The sequence below is a fragment of the Enterobacter sp. IF2SW-B1 genome, assembly GCF_001743375.1.
GTDB classification, from domain to species: Bacteria; Pseudomonadota; Gammaproteobacteria; order Enterobacterales; family Enterobacteriaceae; genus Enterobacter; species Enterobacter bugandensis.
Map to the genome: position 1 here is coordinate 181,842 of NZ_MJAA01000009.1, position 22,088 is coordinate 203,929.

Genomic DNA, 22,088 nt, shown 5'->3' on the forward strand with positions numbered 1-22,088 from the left:
CGGAAAGCTTAATCTTTCGTCGACTGGCGGCAGAGTAAAGATACAGAAATTTTTTATTATTGCTGGCAACTCCACTTCACGCGGAAGGTTTACTCTCGGGCTCGTCAGCTGGATCGCCGGTATGTTTGCCCTCTTCCGTGCCCTGCCAGCCATGGCGCTGGATCAGCGACAGGTGGTTACGGTCCTCGTTAATGATTTCCGTCAGCATGGCGCTGGTGCGTTTAAACACCGCCGCACGCTCCGTGGCCGTACTGCCGGCCATCGCCGCCATCTCTTCCACCATCCCGGTGTTAAAGCGGCGGAACAGGTCCGCACGTTCGCGCGCTTCATACGCGCCGAGCCCCAGATTCTCCAGCGCCATGCGGCCAGACTTCAGCGCGCCTTCGAACGTTTCACGCTCCGGCGCCTCTACGCCCGCCTGACGCAGCCGGATGTAATGATCCACATCGCGCGCGCGGGAGATAATGGTCAGCCCTGGAAAATGCTCTTTTACCAGCTCCACCATCTGCATGCTGGTCTCAGGATCGTCAATGGCGTTAATCAATACCTCAGCTTTTGCCGCCCCGGCGGATTCCAGCAGATCGACGCGAGTCGCATCGCCGTAAAACACCTTCATATCAAATTTACGCAGGGTATCGACATGGTCAGGATCGTGATCGAGAATCACCATTTTCACCCCGCTGGACAGCAACAGACGGCCAACGATCTGCCCGTAGCGACCAAATCCGGCGATGATGACGCGCGGCTGCTCCTCATCGATCTCGTCGGCTTCGCGCTCCTGCTCGCTGCCTGATTTTTCCAGACGCGTCAGCACCACCAGTAGAACAGGCGTTGCCGCCATCGACAGCGCGACCGCCAGCGTCAGCGCTTTCGCCCACTCGGGATCGAGCACGTTTGCCATCTGCGCGGCACCAAAGACCACGAATGCAAATTCGCTCCCCTGACCCAGCAGTACGGCAAACCAGCGGCGCTGCTTGTTCGGCACCTTCAATGGACGCGCAATCAGCCACAGCATCGCCATTTTAATGATCAGGAAACCGACGAGCAGGATGACGATCCGCAGCGGGTGCGTGACCAGCGTGCCGAAGTCGACGGACATCCCCACGCCGATGAAAAACAGCCCCAGCAGCAGCCCTTTGAACGGCTCGATATCGCTTTCCAGGGCGTGACGATATTCAGAGCTCGCCAGCAGAACGCCTGCAAGGAACGCCCCCATCGCCATCGACAGCCCGGCTTCCTCCAGCAGCAAACCAAAGCCAAACACCAGGAACAGCGCCACGGCGCTGAACACTTCGCGCAGGCCTGAACGGGCAACAAACCGCAGTAACGGGCGGGTCACGTAGCGGCCAAGCAGGACCACCAGCGCCAGCGCCCCCACGACTTTTAATGCCGACAGCGCAAATGCCCCCAGCGTCGTGGACGAGCCGCTTGCCGCCAGCAGCGGGATCATCGCCACCAGCGGAATAGCGGCGATATCCTGGAACAGCAGCACCGAGAACGCGCTGCGTCCCATCTGCGAGACCGTCAGATTTCGCTCGTTCATTGCCTGCATTGCGATGGCCGTCGAGGAGAGCGCCAGCGTCATGCCGATAAGCTCCGCCACTTTCCAGTCCATGCCCAACAGGATGCAGAACCCACCGAGCAGCAGGCCGCAGGCCACCATCTGCAGCGCGCCTCCGCCAAATACCGAGGCGCGAAGTTTCCATAATCTCTGCGGATCCAGCTCCAGACCAATCACAAACAGCATCAGCACGACGCCAATTTCAGCGAAATGGAGGATCGCCTCCGCATCCGTTACCAGTCGAAAGCCCCAGGGCCCAATGACGCAGCCCGCAATCAGGTAGCCGAGAACCGACCCCAGCCCCAGACGTACCGCCACCGGCACAATCAGCGCCGCCGCGCCGAGATAAATCAGCGCCTGTATCAGCGTATGGCTATCCATGGTGCGTCTCCTGCCACTCGAGTAAGCGTTGTTTATAATGGCGAGCCTGCGCCTGCAGCGTTTCATCGTCGCAAACAAAGGTGCAATGCATCGCAAAAGGCGGGAGCCAGTTCAGCCCGCAGTAAAGCGCCGTAGCCTGCAGCGGCTGCGCCAGGACGTCAAACCCCGGGAAGGAACCGATATCAAAGTGACTTTCTCCTCCGCCCGTAGTGACCGCCCACATCAGACTTTTGCCTTTTAGCGCATGGCCGTTGTGGCCATACGCCCAGCCGTGAGAGAAGACCTTATCGATCCACAGTTTCAGGAGCGGGGGCGTACTGTACCACTGCATAGGATGTTGCCAGATAATCAGATCGGCACGGGTGAGCGCCTCCTGTTCGGCGGCGATATCGATATTAAAATCGGGATAAAGTTGATAGAGGGAACGTATCTCTACGTTTTCGAGCGTCCTTGCCTGCTCAAGCATCCGCTTATTCGCATGCGAGTGCTGCGGATAAGGATGGGCATAAATTATAAGAATCATTGATTAGCCTGTTGTTACTGCCTTCTTTTAACAAAAGAGTGTAGTCAGTAATTCAACAGGCTAATAGTGAATATTATTGACGGGCTTACGTCAGAATTCTGAATTAGTTATCCAGCTCGCCCATGGATTTCACCTGGTCGCGATTAATCTGTTCAGTTTGACCGGTTTCGGCGTTTTTGTACGACACCAGGCCGGTATCGTCATCCACCTGCGGTTTCCCGTCGGTGACAATCGTTTTGCCATCGGTGGTTTTTACGGCCTGATTGGACGAACAGCCCGCGACGGTAAACATTGCGGTGGCAGCCAGAACGGAAGCGATCAGTAATTTATTTTGCATGGTGTTTTCCCCTGCTCTCAGTTGAATTTTCGTTATCGACCTAACTATTTTAGGCTAACTGACTGAAAGCGGATGAAAAACCAGAAGGTTCTTAAGATGGGAAAATTGCCCGGTAACCGAACGGTACCGGGCAATGGGGGTTACTTGCTAATCTGCGCGTGCATTTCCTGCACCGAAATCACCTTTTCGGTGGCATCCGCATTCAGCGCCATCGCTGTTGCGAAACCGCCGTTCAGGGTGGTGTCGTAGTGCACTTTGTATTGCAGCGCGCTGCGGCGAATCAGCTTGGAGTCTTCAATCGCCTGGCGTCCTGCGGTGGTGTTGATGATGTAGGTATATTCGCCATTCTTGATACGATCCTGAATGTGCGGACGACCTTCATGCACCTTGTTCACCAGACGCGGGTTAATACCGGCTTCACCCAGCACAATCGCCGTACCGTGGGTCGCGTCCAGCTCGAAGCCTTGTTTCAGCAGCTTGGCGGCCAGGTCAACCACGCGCTCTTTATCGCCTTCACGAACGGAGAGCAGCGCACGGCCCGATTTTCTCATGGTAGAGCTGCTGCCCAGCTGCGCCTTGGCAAACGCTTCTGCGAAGGTGCGGCCCACGCCCATCACTTCCCCGGTTGAGCGCATTTCAGGCCCTAACAGCGGGTCAACGCCCGGGAATTTGTTGAACGGCAGCACCACCTCTTTCACCGAGTAATACGGCGGGATGATCTCTTTTGTCACGCCCTGCTGCGCCAGCGTCTGGCCAGCCATTACGCGCGCCGCCACTTTCGCCAGCGGAATACCGGTCGCTTTAGAGACGAACGGTACGGTACGCGCCGCACGCGGGTTGACTTCAATCAGATAAACTTCGTTGTCTTTCACCGCGAACTGGACGTTCATCAGGCCGCGAACCTGCAGCTCAAAGGCCAGCTTCTGCACCTGCTGGCGCATCACGTCCTGAATTTCCTGGCTCAGCGTGTAGGCCGGCAGAGAACAGGCGGAGTCGCCGGAGTGCACGCCCGCCTGCTCGATGTGCTCCATGATGCCGCCAATCAGCACCATTTCGCCATCGCAGATGGCATCCACGTCCACCTCAACCGCGTCGTCGAGGAAGCGGTCAAGCAGCACTGGCGCATCGTTGGAAACGCTCACCGCCGTCTGGAAGTAGCGACGCAGGTCGGCTTCGTCGTAGACGATTTCCATCGCGCGGCCGCCCAGGACGTAGGAAGGGCGCACCACCAGCGGGTAACCAATCTCCTTCGCCTTCTCAACGGCCATTTCAATGGCGGTCACGGTGGCGTTCGCCGGCTGTTTCAGCTTGAGACGGTCAACCGCCTGCTGGAAACGCTCACGGTCTTCCGCGCGGTCAATCGCGTCCGGGCTGGTGCCGATAACCGGTACGCCTGCCGCTTCCAGCGCGCGCGCCAGCTTCAGCGGGGTCTGACCGCCGTACTGCACGATAACGCCTTTTGGCTTCTCGATGCGCACGATTTCCAGCACGTCTTCAAGGGTAACCGGCTCGAAGTAGAGGCGATCGGAGGTGTCGTAGTCGGTAGAAACGGTTTCCGGGTTACAGTTGACCATGATGGTCTCGTAACCGTCTTCGCGCAGCGCCAGCGAGGCGTGTACGCAGCAGTAATCAAACTCGATGCCCTGGCCGATACGGTTTGGACCGCCGCCCAACACCATGATCTTGTCGCGGTCGACGGACGGGTTCGCTTCGCACTCGTCTTCATAGGTGGAGTACATGTACGCGGTATCGGTCGAGAACTCGGCCGCGCAGGTGTCCACGCGCTTGTAAACCGGGTGCAGATCATACTGGTCGCGCAGCTTGCGGATTTCCGCTTCGCGCACGCCGGCCAGCTTAGCCAGACGCGCATCGGCGAAGCCTTTACGCTTCAGCATGCGCAGAAAGTCTGCGTCCAGGCCGTTGATACCCAGCTCCGCCACTTTCTCTTCCAGACGCACCAGCTCTTCAATCTGCACCAGGAACCAGCGGTCAATGTTGGTCAGGTTAAATACGCCGTCGACGGACAGGCCCGCGCGGAAGGCATCGGCGATGTACCAGATACGCTCTGCGCCCGCGTCTTTCAGCTCGCGGCGAATTTTGGTCAGCGCTTCCGGGTCGTCCAGGCTCACTTTCGGGTCAAAGCCGGTGGCGCCCACTTCCAGACCGCGCAGCGCTTTTTGCAGGGATTCCTGCTGCGTGCGGCCAATCGCCATCACTTCACCCACAGATTTCATCTGGGTCGTCAGACGGTCGTTCGCGCCCGCGAATTTCTCGAAGTTAAAGCGAGGAATTTTAGTCACAACGTAGTCGATGGACGGCTCGAAGGACGCAGGCGTGCGGCCACCGGTGATGTCGTTCATCAGCTCGTCGAGGGTGTAACCCACTGCCAGCTTCGCCGCCACTTTCGCAATCGGGAAGCCGGTGGCTTTGGAGGCCAGCGCGGAGGAGCGGGAGACGCGCGGGTTCATTTCGATAACAATCAGACGGCCGGTTTTCGGGTTCACCGAGAACTGCACGTTAGAACCGCCGGTTTCCACGCCGATTTCACGCAGTACCGCCATCGAGGCGTTACGCATGATTTGATACTCTTTGTCGGTCAGCGTCTGGGCTGGCGCAACGGTGATGGAGTCGCCGGTGTGGATACCCATCGCATCGAAGTTTTCGATGGAGCAGACGATGATGCAGTTGTCGTTTTTATCACGCACCACTTCCATCTCGTACTCTTTCCAGCCAATCAGCGATTCATCAATCAGCAGCTCTTTGGTTGGGGAGAGATCCAGACCGCGCTCGCAAATCTCTTCGAACTCTTCGCGGTTGTAGGCGATACCGCCACCGGTGCCGCCCATGGTGAACGATGGACGGATGATGCACGGATAGCCCACTTCAGCCGCAACGGCCAGCGCCTCTTCCATGTTATGCGCAATACCGGAGCGCGCGGTGTCGAGGCCGATTTTCTTCATCGCCACGTCAAAGCGGCGACGGTCTTCTGCTTTATCAATCGCGTCGGCGGTCGCACCAATCATGGTGACGCCAAATTCAGCCAGCACGCCCTGACGCTCCAGCTCCAGCGCGCAGTTCAGCGCCGTCTGGCCGCCCATGGTTGGCAGCACCGCGTCCGGGCGCTCTTTTTCGATGATTTTACGTACCACTTCCCAGTGAATCGGCTCGATGTAGGTGGCATCCGCCATTTCCGGGTCGGTCATGATGGTCGCCGGGTTAGAGTTCACCAGGATAACGCGGTAACCCTCTTCGCGCAGCGCTTTACACGCCTGCGCGCCGGAGTAGTCGAATTCGCAGGCCTGGCCGATGACGATCGGGCCAGCGCCAAGGATCAGGATGCTTTTTATGTCTGTACGTTTTGGCATGGTCTTCTCGGCTCCTGATTATTTAGCGGTCTTACGGTATTGCTCGATAAGTTCGATGAAGTGATCGAACAGCGGCGCGGCGTCGTGCGGGCCCGGGCTGGCTTCCGGGTGGCCCTGGAAGCTGAACGCTGGCTTATCGGTACGGTGGATACCCTGCAGGGTGCCATCGAACAGTGATTTGTGCGTCACGCGCAGGTTAGCCGGCATAGAGGCTTCATCGACGGCGAAACCGTGGTTCTGCGCGGTAATCATCACCGTATTGTTATCAATGTCTTTCACCGGGTGGTTACCACCGTGGTGGCCAAACTTCATCTTGACGGTGTTCGCACCGCTCGCCAGCGCCAGCAGCTGATGGCCGAGGCAGATGCCGAATACCGGGATGTCGGTTTCCAGGAAGGACTTGATGGCGTCGATAGCGTAATCGCACGGTGCCGGGTCGCCCGGGCCGTTAGAGAGGAAGATGCCGTCCGGGTTCATCTTAAGCACCTCTTCAGCGGAGGTTTTCGCCGGAACCACCGTCAGGCGGCAGCCGCGGTCAACCAGCATGCGCAGGATGTTGCGCTTGGCACCAAAATCATAGGCCACCACGTGGAACGGCAGTTCGTTCTCTTTTTTCGCTTCCGGCAGGTCGCCTTCCAGCGTCCAGCTCCCCTGCGTCCAGCTGTAGGCTTCGGCGGTAGTCACTTCTTTCGCCAGGTCCATACCGTTCAGGCCCGGGAAGGCTTTCGCTTTTTCCAGCGCCAGCGTCGCATCGAGGTTATCCCCTGCGATGATGCAGCCGTTCTGTGCCCCCTTCTCGCGCAGCAGACGCGTCAGCTTACGGGTATCGATATCGGCAATCGCCACGATGTTATGGCGCTTCAGATAAGAAGAGAGGTCTTCAGTGTTGCGGAAGTTGCTGGCAATCAGCGGCAGGTCGCGAATGACCAGGCCTTGCGCATGTACCTGAGAGGATTCTTCGTCAGCCGCATTGGTGCCGACATTGCCGATATGAGGATAAGTAAGAGTAACGATTTGGCGAGAATAGGAAGGATCAGTGAGGATTTCTTGATAACCGGTCATTGAAGTATTGAAAACGACTTCCCCAACCGCCGAACCCGTTGCCCCTATGGCCCGACCGATAAACTGGGTTCCGTCTTCCAGAACCAATAGCGCTGACTTAATCAAAACACCCTCCAGAGAATATTCACTCACTTTATTTGCATATTAATTCATGACTATGTCATAGATCAATGCAAATGTGTTGCCAGCGGATTTTTGGCAAACGGCGGCATTCTGGAGATTTGGTGGGTAAAAGTCAACTTAAAACGGATATTTTGTTTATTCTTTTGCAGGACTGGCGGCTTGAATGGGATTTAATGGGCAAAAAGATCAGGTAAATCATCCTGGAAAACGCTTGCGCGGTAGGTTTTATGGAAATTAAGAGACGAGAGCGACAAAAAGTGGACCAAATGGTCAAAATTTACATTCAATTCACATAATAATGGCATAAAACTCAGATTTATGACCATTAACAATCAAAATCCATCTAAAACAAATAAAATAAGAGGGCAATAAATTATTGCCCTATGCAATCAATACATTACGACTGCAATAACCACATCACGATGGGTAATAAAGCTTACAAATTGTTGAGATCCAGCACATCTCGCATATCAAAAAGACCATTTTCTTTCGATTTCAGCCACAATGCGGAGCGTACTGCGCCATTGGCGAACGTCATGCGGCTTGACGCTTTGTGCGTAATCTCAACACGTTCGCCAATATCGGCGAACATCGCCGTGTGTTCGCCGATGATATCGCCCGCCCGGACGGTTGCGAAACCAATGGTGCCCGGCACGCGTTCTCCGGTATGCCCTTCACGGGAATAGACCGCGATGTCTTTTAAATCTTTATCCATTGCATAAGCAATCGCTTCGCCCATCGCCAGCGCCGTGCCTGATGGAGCATCAACTTTATGGCGGTGGTGCGCTTCAATAATCTCAATGTCGGTGTAGTCGCCCATCACCTTCGCCGCTTTTTCCAGCAGCTTCAGCATGACGTTAACGCCTACGCTAAAGTTCGCGGCAAAGACAATCGCAATGTCGGTGGCTGCATCCTGAATGGCCTGTTTACCCGCATCATCGAAGCCGGTAGTGCCAATCACCATCCCTTTACCGTGCTGGCGGCAAAACGCCAGGTGAGACAGGGTGCCTTCGGGACGGGTAAAGTCGATGAACACGTCAAAGTCATCTTTCACCGCATCAAGGCTGCTCTGAACGGTAACGCCTGTCTTGCCCGCGCCGGCCAGTTCACCCGCATCGGATCCCAGCAGGGATGAACCTTCACGCTCCAGCGCCGCGCCGAGTGCCACGCCTTCCATTTGTATTGCCGCCTGAATCAGCTGGCGACCCATACGTCCACCCGCGCCCGCAATGGCGACACGGATCTGTGCATCATGCATAGTTATTCTCTTACGTTAAAATGATGTAAACCGTTTTCAGATTAACCAGCCTTCGTAAAGGCTGCCAACTGAAAACACCAATAATTAGAATTTAACGTGAAACCGACTCAGATATCAGTAAAAGACATGATTTTGTCGTCACGATAAAGTCCGGGGCAAAAAAAAGGCCAGCACAGGAGGTGCTGGCCTTTCATCAGAAAAGAAATTATTCCACTTCGCGGGCGTCGATACGCAGCTCTTTCGGCACTTCGAAGACGATATTCTCTTCGCGTCCTTCCAGCGGAACCGCTTCGCCCCCGCCCAGCTCCTGCAGACGAGCAATCACGTTCTGCACCAGGATATCCGGCGCGGAAGCGCCTGCGGTAACGCCAACGCAGGCCGCATTTTTCACCCACGCTTCCTGGATGTCCGTCGCGTCGTCGATTAAAAACGCCGCTTTCCCCATACGCTGCGCCAGTTCGGCCAGACGGTTGGAGTTAGAGGAGTTTTTAGAGCCGACAACCAGCACCACGTCCGCCTGCTCAGCCAGCGCGCGCACCGCTTCCTGACGGTTAGTGGTGGCGTAGCAGATATCATCCTTACGTGGCCCGACGATTTTCGGGAAGCGTTGGCGCAGGGCGTCAATCACGTCTGAGGTGTCGTCTACGGAGAGCGTGGTCTGGGTCATAAACGACAGACGCGCTTCGTTTTTCACGTTCAGCGTCAGGACATCTTCCGGCGACTCCACCAGGTACATTCCCCCTTCCGGGTTGCTGTACTGGCCCATGGTGCCTTCAACTTCCGGGTGACCGGCGTGGCCAATCAGAATCGACTCTTCACCGCGACGGCTGGCGCGCGCCACTTCCATATGCACTTTTGTCACTAATGGACAGGTGGCATCGAATACGGTCAGATCGCGGCTTTTCGCTTCGTTACGGACCGCCTGAGAGACGCCGTGCGCAGAGAAGATCAGGATCGCACCGTCCGGCACTTCGCTGATCTGCTCGATGAAAATAGCACCGCGCTCGCGCAGGCTGTCGACCACGTAGCGGTTATGCACCACTTCGTGACGCACGTAAATCGGCGCGCCGTAAATCTCCAGCGCGTTTTCAACAATGCTGATAGCGCGGTCTACACCGGCGCAGAAGCCGCGCGGGTTAGCCAACAGGATCTGCATTTCAGGCCTCCAGTGCCGGATCGATCTCCAGCACTTCAACATCAAAATGAACGGTACGCCCGGCAAGCGGATGGTTGAAGTCAACGGTGATAGAGTCGCCGTTAATCTCGCGGATCACGCCAGGCATTTCGCTGCCGTCCATAGCGGTAAAGAGCATAATCGCCCCGATTTCCGGTTCGCCCGCGTCCATAAACTCGCGGCGCGAGAAATACTGAATCAGGTCCGGGCTTGGCACGCCAAACGCGGCATCCGGCTCCAGCGAGAACGCTTTTTTCTCACCCTCTTTCAGGCCCAGGAGCTGCTGCTCAAGACCTTCAGACAGGGAGGTATCGCCGAGACGAAACAGGGCAGGTTTGCCGTTATTGCGGGTGGATTCAGCCGTGGAGCCGTCATCCAGCTTCAGCGTGAAGTGAACGAGAACCGCGCTGTTGCTCTGTACGGATTTAGACATACACATTGCTCTTTAATGTTGTGCCGGGTGGCGCAGCGCATCACCCGGCATTGACAATTACGCCTGCTCTTTCGCTGCGGGTTTAGGCAAGAAGCCTTCCAGCACGATTAACGCCGCACCGATGCAGATGGCGGTGTCGGCCAGGTTAAAGGTCGCGAAGTGCCAGTCGCCGACGTAGAAGTCGATCATATCGACCACAAAGCCGTGCCACAGGCGGTCAAACAGGTTGCCCAGCGCGCCGCCAATGATCAGCGCGTAGGCGATGTTATTCAGCTTTTGCGTGGCCTTCGAGCGGTACATCAGCACAGCCAGTACCACGCAGATACCGAGAGCGATACCAGCGAAGAACCAGCGCTGCCAGCCACCGCTGTCGGCAAGGAAGCTAAACGCCGCGCCGTAGTTGCGCGCATAGTGCAGGTTAAGCGACGGGAACAGCGAAACCGTCTCCCCCAGAGCGAAATTCTGGAGGATCAGGAACTTGCTGCCCAGATCGATAATCAGCACCACCACAACCAGCCACAGCCAGCGCAGTCCTGTTGAACAGAGAGTTTTACTCATCAGGCAAACTTACGTTTTTCGCCGTCACCGGCGACGTTGCTTACACAGCGTCCGCAGATGTCTGCGTGTTCCGCCACCTGGCCGATATCGGTAGTGTAATGCCAGCAGCGCGGGCACTTCTCACCTTCGGCTTTGCTCAGTGCGACTTTCAGGCCTTTGAGCAACTCGCTCTGCTGAGCATCAGCAGAAGCCTCGGCATAATCCGCAACTTTTGCACCGGAGGTCAACAGGACAAATCGTAATTCATCGCCCAGCGCGGTCAGCTTCGCCGCCAGCTCCGGTTCGGCGTACAGGGTCACTGCCGCTTCCAGAGAGCCACCGACTTTCTTATCCGCACGCGCCTGCTCGATAACCTTGTTCACTTCGCCACGCACTTTCAGCAGCTCGTCCCAGAAGGCATCGTTCATTGCTTCGGTGCTGGAGAGATCGAACAGACCTTCATACCACTCGCCGGTGAAGACATACTTCTCACGGTCGCCCGGCAGATAGCCCCAGATTTCATCCGCGGTGAAGGACATGATCGGCGCCATCCAGCGTACCAGCGCTTCTGCGATGTGGAACAGCGCGGACTGGCAGCTACGGCGCGCCACGCTGTCCGCCTTCGCGGTGTACTGGCGGTCTTTGATGATGTCGAGGTAGAACGAGCCCATCTCGATGGAGCAGAAGCGCATCAGGCGCTGCACCACTTCGTGGAAGTCGTAAGACTCATAGGCTTTCAGGATATCTTCCTGCGCCGCTTTCGCGCAGCCTACCGCCCAGCGGTCCAGCACGACCATCTCTTCCGGTTTCACCATGTCTTTCACTGGATCGAACCCGTTCAGGTTCGCCAGCAGGAAGCGCGCGGTGTTACGGATACGACGATAGCTGTCGGCAGCACGCTTCAGGATCTCGTCAGACACCGCCATTTCGCCAGTGTAGTCGGTTGAGGCTACCCACAGACGCAGGATGTCCGCGCCCAGCTTGTTCATCACGTCCTGCGGCGAAACGGTGTTGCCGATGGACTTGGACATCTTACGGCCCTGACCATCCACGGTGAAGCCGTGGGTCAGTACCTGACGGTAAGGCGCTTTACCTTTCATCGCGGTGGAGATCATCAGGGATGACATGAACCAGCCGCGGTGTTGGTCGGAACCTTCCAGATACATGTCGGCAGCGTGACCGGCAAACTCCGGACGCACGTCAACTACGGAGGCGTGAGTCGACCCGGAGTCGAACCACACGTCCAGGGTGTCTGGCACTTTCTCATAGTTGTCCGCGTCCGCGCCCAGGATGTCGCGGGCGTCGAGATCCCACCACGCCTGAATGCCGTCAACTTCGACGCGCTTCGCCACTTCTTCCATCAGTTCCAGGGTGTTCGGGTGCAGCTCATGCGTCTCTTTATGCACGAACAGCGACATCGGCACGCCCCAGGTACGCTGACGGGAGATACACCAGTCAGGACGGTTAGCCACCATGGATTCGATACGCGCCTGGCCCCAGTCCGGGATCCACTGCACGCCTTTGATCTCTTTCAGTGACTGCTCGCGCAGGCCTTTTTGATCCATGCTGACGAACCACTGCGGGGTCGCACGGAAGATGATCGGCGTCTTGTGGCGCCAGCAGCACGGATAGCTGTGCTGCATTTTCTCAACGTGAAGCAGCGCGCCGCTGGTGCGCAGCATGTCAACGATGATGTCGTTGGCTTTAAAGACGTTGATACCATCCAGCGCCGGATAGGTGCCAGGCAGGTAAGACCCGTCCGGGCCTACCGGGTTGGCAATTTCCAGGCCGTATTTAAGGCTGATGTTGTAGTCGTCAGGACCGTGGCCACCGGCGGTATGTACCGCACCGGTACCCGCGTCCAGCGTGACGTGGTCGCCCAGGATCGCCGGAACGTCGAAGTCCAGGAACGGGTGTTTGAAGCGCATCAGCTCCAGCGCGTCGCCTTTTACGGTGCCCAGCACGGTGTAGTCGGTGATATTCGCGCGTTTCAGCACGCTTTCAACCAGATCTTTCGCCAGGATAACCGCGCGGCCATCAATCTGCACCAGCGCATATTCGAACTCGCCGGAGAGAGAGATTGCACGGTTGGCTGGCAGCGTCCACGGGGTAGTGGTCCAGATCACCAGAGAGATCGGGCCGCTAACGCCAGGCAGACCGAATTTACCTTTAATGGCATCCTGATCGACCGCTTCGAAGGCCACGTCGATTGAAGGTGAAGTTTTGTCGTAATATTCCACTTCCGCTTCTGCCAGCGCAGAACGGCAGTCCACGCACCAGTGCACAGGCTTTGCGCCTTTATGCAGGTGGCCGTTACCGATGATTTTGCCCAGCGCACGGATGATGTTGGCTTCGGTTTTGAAGTCCATGGTCAGGTACGGGTGCGACCAGTCGCCCAGCACGCCCAGACGGATAAAGTCAGCGCGCTGGCCTTCAACCTGGGTGGCCGCGTATTCGCGGCACTTCGCGCGGAACTCTGCAGCGGTGAACTTCTCACCTGGCTTGCCAAACTCTTGCTCAACTTTCAGCTCGATCGGCAGACCGTGACAGTCCCAGCCCGGCACGTAAGGCGAGTCAAATCCCGCGAGTCCTTTGGACTTCACGATAATATCTTTCAGAATCTTGTTTACTGAGTGACCAATATGAATGCTGCCATTCGCATATGGAGGGCCATCATGCAGAATGAAGGTTTTTTTGCCTTTTTTGGCTGCACGAATGATGCCGTACAGGTCATCATCGGTCCAACGCGCCAGCATTCCCGGTTCACGCTTGGCGAGATCGCCGCGCATCGGGAACCCTGTTTCCGGCAAATTCAGGGTTGATTTATAGTCACTCATCAGATTCTCGGTTCCGTATTTATCACGTAGGCAGTTAAGCCGGTTCTAAAGCCCAAAAAACTCGCGGGCCGTTAATTCATCTCGCGCGATTTGCGCCTTAAGTTCATCCAGCGAAGCAAATCGCTGCTCGTTGCGTATTTTTTTACGCAGTATTACATCTATATGGCGACCATAAAGGTCCATTACAACGTCCAGCAGGTGCACTTCTAGCTGTTGACGCACACCGGCAACGGTAGGACGCGTGCCAATGTTGGCAACGCCGTAAAACGACTTATCGCCCAGTCCTGCCACTTCCACCGCATAGACCCCTTTAACCGGGGAAACCTGACGACGCAGCGGTATATTCGCCGTCGGGAAACCAATCGTGCGGCCCAGCGCATCGCCATGAACTACGCGGCCAGAGATGGTGAACGGATGGCCCAGCAAATTTTCTGCCGTCTCCAGTTCATCATTAGCCAGCGCCTGCCGCACCGCCGTGCTGCTGACGCGCACGCCGCCTTCACAGAAGGTCATCGCGCTGGTGACGTCAAAACCGTACTCCAGACCAGCCTTCTGTAATAGCAAGAAATCGCCCTGACGACCAGCGCCAAAGCGGAAATCATCCCCCACGGCGAGAAACTGAACGCCAAGACGCTTAACCAGCAGGTCGCTGACAAAATTTTGTGCTGTCAGTGCGGCAAAGCGGCGATCGAAACGCACACACAATACGTAGTCCACGCCGGACTCCGCCAGGTAGCGCAACTTTTCGCGCAGGCGAGTGAGGCGAGCGGGAGATTTATCGCCCGCGAACAGCTCCAGCGGCTGTGGCTCGAAAATCATCACCACAACGGGCAGGCCACGGGCCTCCCCTTCTTTACGCAATCCCTGCAACAGCGCCTGATGACCACGATGCACGCCGTCGAAATTACCAATGGTCAGCACGCACCCGTGTGGCGCTCTGCTGAGATTATGTATGCCGCGTATCAGCTTCATGTCTGGCTCAAAACAGTGAAAATCGCCAAAGTATACCTTGTACAGCGGTTAAGGTTAACCGGCGATTGTTCGCGCAAAACAGAAAGCCGTAATGATTTCATCAGGCTGACCTTTCACAGCGAAAAAATCTGCCCGTGAACTGCGATTTTTACGCCGAAAGGCTGTATTCACGAAAGACAAGCTGGTAGAATCCTGCGCCATCACTACGTAACGTAGCGTCGCTAATTAACGGCGCTTATTTGCACAAATCCATTGACAAAAGAAGGCAAAGAGGGCATATTCCTCGGCCTTTGAATTGTCCACATAGAACATATTTGGGAGTTGGACTTGGCTAATATCAAATCAGCTAAGAAACGTGCCGTTCAGTCTGAAAAGGCTCGTAAGCACAACGCAAGCCGTCGCTCTATGATGCGTACTTTCATCAAGAAAGTATACGCAGCAATCGAAGCTGGCGACAAAGCTGCAGCGCAGAACGCATTTAACGAAATGCAACCAATCGTGGATCGTCAGGCTGCTAAAGGTCTGATCCACAAAAACAAAGCAGCGCGTCATAAAGCAAACCTGACCGCGCAGATCAACAAACTGGCTTAATCGCTACTTGTTGTTGCTTGTTTAAAGAACCCGCTTAACGCGGGTTTTTTTATGTCTTCAGAATGCCGGTGGCGTAAACAGCGCCGAGTAGTCACGGTTGCAGATTCGCTGCACCGCCGGGTGTTGAATCATCCTTTCGGCGAATATGGCGTGGTACTCCTCCATCACGTTATCTACTCTGCCAATCTCCGTAATCTTATCGTCTGAATAGAGATCGTGCGCGTAGAGCGTTGGCGCCACGAAGATCGCATTATGCGCTTCGCCAAAGGCCTTCATCAGCGCCGCATCGTCGAACTCGCCGAGGATCTCCACGTTCAGCCCCTGCGAATTAAACCAGTTCAGCAGCTTGCGTCCGAGCATGGAACGCCTTCCCGGCACCAGCAGGCGACGCTCTTCCAGACAGGCCGGGAAAGGTTTCTCCGGCGGTGGATTGATGCACCAGAAGCTCACGCCGCATTCGCCAATTTTCACCGAGAACAGCCCCTCCTGCTGCGTGGAGTCGATGGGGCAATCCGAGATAATCATGTCCAGCTTGTGCTGGCTCAGCTGCTCCAGCAGCATCTCGTGGGTGGATTCAAAGCAGCGCAGATGGATTTGTTCATCCTCTACCACAGCGGCATCCAGCACGCCGCTTACCAGCCGTTTGGACAGTGCATCCGCCACCCCCACGTCAAAGAGCAGGTTCGACTCTTTGCGGTAGTTGACGATATCCAGCATCTCCTGGCTCAGGGTAAACATTTTGTCCGCATAGCGGAAAACCAGTTCACCCAGTTCGCTGGGCTCAATCCCACGGCCCTTGCGCTTGAAGAGCTTACCCTGCAGCCGTTCTTCAAGGGCTTTGATTTGCCCGGTGATGGTTTGCGGCGTCAGGTAAAGCGCCTCTGCCGCCCCCACGACCGAGCCCTGTTTGTAAACGTGCCAGAAGTAGTAAAGATGGTTGTAATTCAAATGAGGCATCGCGTCTTCGCTCCCTGAGTGTGTATCGGGAGAAGAGTGACCTTCTCCCGGTGTTCCGTTATGCCTGGACGGCCTGTCCGGACAACTTCACCTTCAACAAAGTATACCCAATCACTGCCGCCAGTAATGACCCGATGAGAATGCCGAGCTTCGCCCAGACGATGAGCTCTGGCGCGTTTGCACCAAACGCCAGCGTCGAGATAAAGATCGACATGGTGAATCCAATACCGCACAGTATGCCGACGGCCATGATCTGACTAAAGGTTGTACCGTTCGGCAACGATGCCAGCTTCATCTTCAACGCCAGCCAGCAGAAGAGGCTGATCCCCAGCGGCTTACCGATAAATAGCCCGGCAATAATGCCCAGTGGCAGGACAGACGTCAGCCCGTCCAGCGTGACCCCCTGCAGGGAAACGCCCGCGTTGGCAAACGCAAACAGCGGCAGGATCATAAAGGCGACCCACGGGTGCAGCACGTGTTCCAGCTGTTTAGCGGGTGACTTACCGTCCTGCGGCTTAAGCGGCACGAAGAAGCCCACAATCACGCCGGCCAGCGTGGCGTGCACGCCGGATTTCAGCACCGCTGTCCACAGCACCATCCCCACCAGGATATAGATACCGATGCGGCGAACGTTGAAGATGTTCAGCACCGCCAACACCGCAATCGCCCCTGCGGCTACACTCAGGGACAGGATCGACAGATCGCTGGTGTAGAACAGCGCGATAATCACAATGGCGCCCAGGTCATCAATGATCGCCAGCGCCATCAGGAAGATTTTCAGCGCAACCGGCACGCGGCTGCCGAGCAGAGCTAAGACACCGAGCGCAAAGGCGATATCCGTTGCGGCCGGGATAGCCCAGCCGTCACGCGCGACAGGATCCTGCCAGGTAAATGCGAGGAAGAGCAGCGCTGGAACGACCATCCCACCGAGCGCGGCAATAACCGGGAACGCCGCGCGCTGGCGGCTGGCTAGCGAACCTAGCACCAGCTCGCGCTTAACCTCAAGACCAACGAGCAGGAAGAACACCGCCATTAGCGCATCGTTGATCCACAGCAGCATGTTCTTGTTAATTTCCAGCGCCCCGACCTTCAGCTCGACGGGCGTTTCCAGAAATGCGTGATAGAGATCGCGGGTCATGCCCAGGTTAGCCAGCACCATCGCGGCGGCCGCGGCAATAATCAGGATCACACCACCGGACGCCTCACTGCTAAAGAAACGGTGTAGTAATTTCATTTATGTTCTCTCTTTTACAACGATACCTCGATAAAACCATAATACCAAGCCAAATAGCTCGGCAAAAACAGATTAATATTGGGTATAGACTCAGTTTTACCGATCTATAACTGCAAAAAAAAAGCCCGGAATCGCTTCCGGGCTTTTTGAAGTTAGACACAGCTAACGAATTAGCGGGTCAAATCATCGAAGAATTTTTTGACGCCATCAAAGAAGCTTTTGGAGCGCGGGCTGTTTTTCTCACCCGTTGGGCCGCCAAAGCTCTCCTGAAGCTCTTTCAACAGCTGTTTCTGCTTGTCGTTCAGGCCAACCGGCGTTTCCACGACGACGCGGCACAGCAGGTCGCCCTGCGCACCTCCGCGAACGGATTTCACGCCTTTGCCGCGCATGCGGAACAGCTTGCCGGTCTGGGTTTCACCAGGGATTTTCAGATTGACGCGACCGTCCAGCGTCGGCACTTCGATTTCACCGCCGAGAGCCGCCATCGCGAAGTTGATCGGCACTTCACAATACAGGTTATTGCCTTCACGCTCGAAGATGGCGTGCTGCTTCACCTGAACCTGAACGTACAGATCGCCTGCCGGCGCGCCGTGCTCGCCTGCTTCGCCCTCACCCGCCAGACGGATGCGGTCGCCCGTATCAACGCCAGCCGGGATCTTAACGGACAGGGTTTTGGTTTTCTCAACGCGACCGTGGCCGTGACACTTGGTGCACGGATCTTTAATCAGCGTACCGCGACCGTGACAGTGCGGACAGGCCTGCTGTACCGCGAAGAAGCCCTGGCGCATCTGTACCTGGCCGGAGCCATGACAGGTTGGACAGGTCTGTGGCTGGGTACCCGCTTTCGCGCCGCTGCCGTGGCAAACGTCACACTCTTCCAGCGTCGGGATACGGATCTCTTTCGTGACGCCACGAACGGCCTCTTCAAGAGTGAGATCCATGTTGTAGCGCAGGTCTGCGCCGCGCGCTGCGCGCTGACGACCACGACCGCCGCCGAAGATATCGCCGAACACGTCGCCAAAGATGTCGCTGAAATCCGCACCGCCGCCAAAGCCGCCGCCACCGAATCCACCGCCGCCCATGCCGCCCTGTTCAAAGGCCGCGTGGCCGTACTGGTCATAGGCCGCACGTTTTTGTGCATCGGTCAGGACTTCGTAGGCTTCTTTGATCTCTTTAAATTTTGCTTCAGCCTCTTTGTCACCCTGGTTACGGTCCGGGTGGAATTTCATGGCCAGGCGCTTATACGCCTTTTTGATTTCACGCTCTTCCGCAGTTTTCGGAACGCCTAAAATCTCGTAATAGTCTTGCTTTGCCATTGGTTTTTTTAAGCCCCTTAACATGCGAGCACGGGCGTGGAGAGTTCTCCTACGCCCGTGCCGATTAATTACCCTGCATCAGGGCGATTATTTTTTGTCTTTAACTTCTTCGAACTCAGCGTCGACAACGTCGTCGTCTTTCGCGTTGTTCGCAGAAGCGTCAGCGCCTGCCTGCTGCTGTGCGTGCTGCTGCTGAGCGATTTCCATCAGCTTCTGGGAAGCCTGTGCCAGTTCCTGCATCTTCGCTTCGATATCCGCTTTGTCTTCGCCTTTCAGAGACGTTTCCAGCGCGGTCAGTGCAGCTTCGATAGCAGTTTTGTCTTCCGCTGGCAGTTTATCGCCCGCTTCTTCAACCTGCTTACGGGTGCTGTGCAGCAGATGGTCACCCTGGTTACGGGTCTGAACCAGCTCTTCGAACTTACGGTCGGATTCCGCGTTAGCTTCGGCATCGCGAACCATTTTTTCGATTTCCGCTTCATTCAGGCCAGAAGATGCCTTGATGGTGATCTTCTGCTCTTTACCGCTGTTTTTGTCTTTCGCAGACACGTGCAGGATACCGTCAGCATCGATGTCGAAGGTAACTTCGATTTGCGGCATGCCGCGCGGTGCCGGGTTGATGCCGTCCAGGTTAAACTGACCCAGAGACTTGTTATCAGACGCACGCTTACGCTCACCCTGCAGCACATGGATGGTTACCGCAGACTGGTTGTCTTCAGCGGTAGAGAACACCTGGCTGTGCTTGGTTGGGATGGTGGTGTTTTTGTTGATGAGCGCAGTCATCACACCGCCCATGGTTTCGATACCCAGAGACAGCGGGGTAACGTCCAGCAGCAGTACGTCTTTCACTTCACCGGTCAATACACCACCCTGAACCGCCGCACCGATAGCTACCGCTTCGTCCGGGTTCACGTCTTTACGTGGCTCTTTACCAAAGAATTCAGCCACTTTCTTCTGAACCATTGGCATACGGGTCTGACCACCCACCAGGATAACGTCCTGGATGTCAGATACGGACAGGCCAGCATCCTGCAGTGCAACTTTCAGCGGCTCGATAGAACGGTTCACCAGGTCTTCTACCAGGCTTTCCAGTTTCGCACGGGTCACTTTGATGTTCATGTGTTTAGGACCGGTCGCGTCTGCGGTGATGTACGGCAGGTTCACGTCGGTCTGCTGAGCAGAAGACAGTTCGATCTTCGCTTTCTCAGCGGCTTCTTTCAGGCGCTGCATCGCCAGCGGGTCGTTACGCAGGTCAATGCCCTGATCTTTCTTGAACTCGTCAACGAGGTAGTTGATCAGACGGGTATCGAAGTCTTCACCACCCAGGTGGGTATCACCGTTGGTTGCCAGAACTTCGAAGGTTTTTTCGCCGTCAACTTCGTCGATTTCGATAATAGAGATATCGAAGGTACCACCACCCAGGTCGTAAACCGCGATAGTACGGTTGCCGACTTCTTTATCCAGACCGTAAGCCAGCGCAGCCGCGGTTGGTTCGTTGATGATACGTTTTACTTCCAGACCTGCGATACGGCCAGCATCTTTGGTTGCCTGACGCTGAGCATCGTTGAAGTAAGCAGGAACGGTGATAACAGCTTCAGTTACCGGCTCACCCAGGTAATCTTCAGCGGTTTTCTTCATTTTTTTCAGCACTTCAGCAGAGATCTGCGGTGGTGCCGTTTTGGTGCCTTTCACATCAAGCCACGCATCGCCGTTATCTGCTGCGATGATTTTGTAAGGCATGATAGAAACGTCACGCTGAACTTCTTCGTCCTGGAAGCGGCGGCCAATCAGGCGTTTGATCGCAAACAGGGTGTTTTGCGGGTTTGTCACTGCCTGACGTTTAGCCGGCTGACCAACCAGAGTTTCACCATCCTGGGTATAAGCAATGATAGAAGGCGTGGTGCGATCGCCCTCGGCGTTCTCCAGCACGCGTGCAGTAGTGCCGTCCATAATCGCTACACAAGAGTTGGTAGTACCCAGGTCGATACCAATAATTTTACCCATCTAAACGTCTCCACTAAAAATTCAGTCAACATGTGGTTGTGTACCTGTAATAAGGGCAGAACGTGCTTTTTCAACTGCCCAGATTTGATTTTTTTCAGGTCCACACACTGCGGTTGACTACAAGATGGGGTCGCGACGGCATCCATCAAGGGGCAAGCATAAAAAAAATTTTAATTTCACCCTGATGAGATCATAGACGGCGTCGATGCCGCCCATTATGATGCCGCGCCCCGTCAGGGAGTATTGACGCGGGTTTAACCATTTCACCATTTTAATGATGATTTTTTTGAGGACTTATGGGCAAGCCCATTTTCATTTATACAAACGCAATCTCTCGCATTCGAATGTGATAATGATTCTCATTAAAGTTAATTTTCATCGCAAGCCATGATAAAATATCCTCTGTGATAAATAACTTATGAGAGAACATACTGTGCTGTTACATTCCACCAGTCTTTAAACCACCATCTACCGATGAACGTAAAAAGCTGATAGCTATGCTCAAGAAGTCCAGATTAACCCTGACGACTTCGAGAATTCATCTTCTCCACCACCTGATGCAAACAAAGCTCCCACTTACAGCTTCCGACCTGTCACAGCAGGTTAATTTGCCCTTATCGACGACTCACAGGAACTTGTCCGCATTTGCCGATTTCGGGCTGGTGGATTTCATTGTCGAGCGCTCTAGTGTTGGTCGCTGGTTTGTAATCATCGCGGGACGCGCTAACTACTGTCCAGCTTGCAACTTAGCTTATAACACCGCTTACTGACAGACTGCGACCTAAAACAAAATGACCGGCTTAAGAACCTGATCCTGAAAGGCTGGCGGTTTCATCTTTCTGGCCCTTCTTCAGTACTTGCCAACCCATCGATGATTTCAATTACGCTGCAAAAGCCAGAAACTATGATCGAAGAAGAACTTAAGGTGCTACGCTCCAGAAGATCAGAGACTTACAGTGATGAAATGTTCAATGCAATGGAACAATTGTTGATACCACTTAGACGATGACGCCCTCACCCCTACTGATATTTGGTAAACATTAAGAGTAACTATTACTAACGGGAAAAACTGCCTGACCAATCTGACATTTTGTTATTGATATTTTTCATAGATGGCAAAACAAGACGGGAGGGATACTTCTGATGATTTTCAGCGGAGCATTAATACGTTGGAATACCTTAGGCTTTGAGTCTTCATTTTGTAACAAATTTGTCCACTTTTGAAAATTTGGGTTATGTCATAAGCGGTGTATTATGAGCAAATAACCATCATAAACCTAGGGATAGAAGGATGAAAATGGTATTGCCTGTTGATGGCTATCGTTCAGCAACAGAGTTCATGGAGGCCTTACAGGGCAGTGAGGGAGATACTCACTGGTTGATGAAGAAGGCCGAACACTGGCATGGTGGAATCCATATTTATGAC

17 protein-coding genes and 1 pseudogene are annotated in these 22,088 nt (G+C 55.2%); 2 read left to right on the forward strand and 16 right to left on the reverse strand.

The window, feature by feature from the left end; all coding sequences use genetic code 11:
* Nucleotides 1-76 precede the first annotated feature (76 nt).
* The 12 genes and pseudogenes from kefC to A6013_RS27620 all read right to left on the reverse strand — a co-directional run bounded on the left by kefC (nt 77) and on the right by A6013_RS27620 (nt 14,789).
* Nucleotides 77-1,942, reverse strand: a complete 1,866-nt coding sequence (gene kefC, locus A6013_RS18740; RefSeq protein WP_069733563.1) for a glutathione-regulated potassium-efflux system protein KefC — start codon at nt 1,940-1,942, stop codon at nt 77-79.
* Nucleotides 1,935-2,465, reverse strand: a complete 531-nt coding sequence (kefF, locus tag A6013_RS18745; RefSeq protein ID WP_069733564.1) for a glutathione-regulated potassium-efflux system oxidoreductase KefF — start codon at nt 2,463-2,465, stop codon at nt 1,935-1,937. The genes kefC and kefF overlap by 8 nt, the downstream gene beginning before the upstream one ends.
* A gap of 103 nt (nt 2,466-2,568) precedes the next feature.
* Nucleotides 2,569-2,802 carry a YgdI/YgdR family lipoprotein gene (locus tag A6013_RS18750; protein WP_003856439.1) on the reverse strand — a complete coding sequence of 78 codons (234 nt, stop codon included), beginning with the start codon at nt 2,800-2,802 and terminating at the stop codon, nt 2,569-2,571.
* A 140-nt stretch (nt 2,803-2,942) separates the two neighbouring features.
* Nucleotides 2,943-6,167 (reverse strand): carbamoyl-phosphate synthase large subunit, encoded by a 3,225-nt coding sequence (gene carB / locus A6013_RS18755; RefSeq protein ID WP_041911263.1) that lies wholly within the window; start codon nt 6,165-6,167, stop codon nt 2,943-2,945.
* A gap of 18 nt (nt 6,168-6,185) precedes the next feature.
* A complete protein-coding gene (carA, locus tag A6013_RS18760) occupies nt 6,186-7,334 on the reverse strand; it encodes a glutamine-hydrolyzing carbamoyl-phosphate synthase small subunit (RefSeq protein WP_041911264.1) in 1,149 nt (382 codons plus the stop codon).
* A gap of 454 nt (nt 7,335-7,788) precedes the next feature.
* Complete coding sequence (gene dapB / locus A6013_RS18765) at nt 7,789-8,610, reverse strand: 4-hydroxy-tetrahydrodipicolinate reductase (RefSeq protein WP_069733565.1); 822 nt, start codon at nt 8,608-8,610, stop codon at nt 7,789-7,791.
* Between the two features lie 205 nt (nt 8,611-8,815).
* Nucleotides 8,816-9,766 (reverse strand): 4-hydroxy-3-methylbut-2-enyl diphosphate reductase, encoded by a 951-nt coding sequence (gene ispH, locus A6013_RS18770; RefSeq protein ID WP_028015471.1) that lies wholly within the window; start codon nt 9,764-9,766, stop codon nt 8,816-8,818.
* A gap of 1 nt (nt 9,767) precedes the next feature.
* The gene (gene fkpB, locus A6013_RS18775; RefSeq protein WP_003856450.1) at nt 9,768-10,217 is read right to left on the reverse strand and encodes an FKBP-type peptidyl-prolyl cis-trans isomerase; all 450 of its coding nucleotides are present in this window, start codon (nt 10,215-10,217) and stop codon (nt 9,768-9,770) included.
* 57 nt (nt 10,218-10,274) lie between these two features.
* Nucleotides 10,275-10,775 (reverse strand): signal peptidase II, encoded by a 501-nt coding sequence (gene lspA / locus A6013_RS18780; RefSeq protein WP_028015470.1) that lies wholly within the window; start codon nt 10,773-10,775, stop codon nt 10,275-10,277.
* Nucleotides 10,775-13,591 (reverse strand): isoleucine--tRNA ligase, encoded by a 2,817-nt coding sequence (gene ileS / locus A6013_RS18785; RefSeq protein ID WP_045631133.1) that lies wholly within the window; start codon nt 13,589-13,591, stop codon nt 10,775-10,777. The genes lspA and ileS overlap by 1 nt, the downstream gene beginning before the upstream one ends.
* A gap of 45 nt (nt 13,592-13,636) precedes the next feature.
* A complete protein-coding gene (gene ribF, locus A6013_RS18790; protein ID WP_028015468.1) occupies nt 13,637-14,563 on the reverse strand; it encodes a bifunctional riboflavin kinase/FAD synthetase in 927 nt (308 codons plus the stop codon).
* A gap of 7 nt (nt 14,564-14,570) precedes the next feature.
* A pseudogene (locus tag A6013_RS27620) lies at nt 14,571-14,789 on the reverse strand (DUF2575 domain-containing protein).
* 101 nt (nt 14,790-14,890) lie between these two features.
* On the opposite strand from A6013_RS27620, the gene rpsT reads away from it, so the two are divergent.
* Nucleotides 14,891-15,154 (forward strand): 30S ribosomal protein S20, encoded by a 264-nt coding sequence (gene rpsT, locus A6013_RS18795; RefSeq protein ID WP_003856458.1) that lies wholly within the window; start codon nt 14,891-14,893, stop codon nt 15,152-15,154.
* 57 nt (nt 15,155-15,211) lie between these two features.
* Here the strand turns inward: rpsT and nhaR are convergent, their stop codons facing one another.
* The 4 genes from nhaR to dnaK form a co-directional block, all read right to left on the reverse strand.
* Nucleotides 15,212-16,111 (reverse strand): transcriptional activator NhaR, encoded by a 900-nt coding sequence (gene nhaR, locus A6013_RS18800; protein WP_028015467.1) that lies wholly within the window; start codon nt 16,109-16,111, stop codon nt 15,212-15,214.
* Nucleotides 16,112-16,169: 58 nt separating this feature from the next.
* Nucleotides 16,170-17,345 carry a Na+/H+ antiporter NhaA gene (gene nhaA / locus A6013_RS18805; protein ID WP_041911268.1) on the reverse strand — a complete coding sequence of 392 codons (1,176 nt, stop codon included), beginning with the start codon at nt 17,343-17,345 and terminating at the stop codon, nt 16,170-16,172.
* 170 nt (nt 17,346-17,515) lie between these two features.
* On the reverse strand, nt 17,516-18,661 hold the full coding sequence (gene dnaJ, locus A6013_RS18810) for a molecular chaperone DnaJ (protein WP_008502040.1): 1,146 nt from the start codon (nt 18,659-18,661) through the stop codon (nt 17,516-17,518).
* 87 nt (nt 18,662-18,748) lie between these two features.
* Complete coding sequence (dnaK, locus tag A6013_RS18815; RefSeq protein WP_028015465.1) at nt 18,749-20,662, reverse strand: molecular chaperone DnaK; 1,914 nt, start codon at nt 20,660-20,662, stop codon at nt 18,749-18,751.
* A gap of 497 nt (nt 20,663-21,159) precedes the next feature.
* On the opposite strand from dnaK, the gene A6013_RS27900 reads away from it, so the two are divergent.
* The gene (locus A6013_RS27900; protein ID WP_072058726.1) at nt 21,160-21,432 is read left to right on the forward strand and encodes a helix-turn-helix domain-containing protein; all 273 of its coding nucleotides are present in this window, start codon (nt 21,160-21,162) and stop codon (nt 21,430-21,432) included.
* The last annotated feature ends 656 nt before the right edge of the window (nt 21,433-22,088 follow it).